We start from the raw sequence: 1241 nt of genomic DNA, 5'->3' as shown, positions 1-1241 counted from the left end.
CGAACGTTACAGCAGCATCATCTCATAAACCGAATCGTCGCATATCTGGAAGATCANGTTTCAGTCAATGTGACGGTCAAGCAGCTCGCCGATATGTTTTATCTTAGTGCAGGGCATTTAAGGGTGCTTTTCAAGAAAGAGATGGGGTTAACAATCTCCGATTTTGTCAAGAATCTACGAATGAAAAAAGCAAAGGAACTGCTTCAAGATCCTACAATCAAGATTTATGAGGTTGCGGAGCGAGTAGGGTTTCAAACCCCTGCGTACTTTACGTATCAGTTCAAGAAAAATGAGGGATATACTCCCCAGGAATATAGAGACCGATATTATCGCTAATTTCATAAGGTGATAAAAAAATGAAGTGATCGATTGAATGTAACCTGTAAAGCATATTTGTTCCCCTTTAAGATAGGGATGAGGGGAACCTTGAATAATAAACGATGATTCCTCTAAATATGGATTTTGCAATTCCTTCCATTATAGACCAGCTCGAAAGTGTATCCAGTAAAAATGCGTGTTTTCCTTACACGGTTGCTTGGATTGCCGGTGTCGGACTGGATTGCCAGCGAGACGATGGTCAAGCCAGCTTTGATCATCATGAGCTTATGGGGAGCGGGCGGCGGGGGCAGGATATCCAATCGGTTGGCGCCTATCCCTCCGTAAGACGTTCGGAACCCTTCTTCCTCCAAGGGCAATACTCGCCAGACAACGTAAAATCGGTGCCTAAGTCCATGAGGGAAAATACGGTGGTCATGCCATCGTTTCCGAGCCAATGAATATTTTTTGGATTTATTATTAAATGAAATAAAAGGGAGCCTCATATCATTCAGGCTCCCTTTGTAGTAATACATCCTGAGAAAAGCGTTTAATATTGTTTTCTGTAATCCTGCGGAACCAATCCTAATTGTTTACGGAAAATGAAAGTAAAGTAGCTTGCACTTTGAAAACCGCAGGCCATGGCTATTTCACTTATGGACCGGTTCGTTTCTTTTAGCATGTCGCAACTTTTTTGAATTCGGTATCGTATTAGATACTCATTTGGGGTTTGTCCTACGTACGTATTAAATAATTTACAACAACGGCTCCTGCAAACCGTGCCTGCAGCAGCAATATCGTTAAGCGTTATTTTACTTTCATAGTTCTGATGGATGAACCCGGTCATCTTCCAGATCATTGTCCATAATTGTTCATTGTCCGTATGTCCTTCTTTTTGTTGCACGTGATCTCCTACGGAGGCGCAT

Annotated in this window: 2 protein-coding genes; one reads left to right on the top strand and one right to left on the bottom strand. The window is 42.2% G+C overall.

Features of this window, described 5'->3' with window-relative positions; all coding sequences use genetic code 11:
• Nucleotides 1-69: 69 nt before the first annotated feature.
• Nucleotides 70-336, top strand: coding sequence for a helix-turn-helix transcriptional regulator (locus CPT76_RS35705; RefSeq protein ID WP_483870088.1), 267 nt, complete (start codon nucleotides 70-72; stop codon nucleotides 334-336).
• 529 nt (nucleotides 337-865) lie between these two features.
• Here the strand turns inward: CPT76_RS35705 and CPT76_RS35695 are convergent.
• Nucleotides 866-1241, bottom strand: a 376-nt coding sequence (locus tag CPT76_RS35695) for a helix-turn-helix domain-containing protein (RefSeq protein WP_146116555.1), incomplete at its 5' end; no start/stop codon positions are given.

This window comes from Paenibacillus sp. AR247 (assembly GCF_002968895.1).
Lineage (GTDB): Bacteria > Bacillota > Bacilli > Paenibacillales > Paenibacillaceae > Paenibacillus_AQ > Paenibacillus_AQ favisporus.
This window is presented reverse-complemented; position numbering and strand designations above follow the sequence as displayed.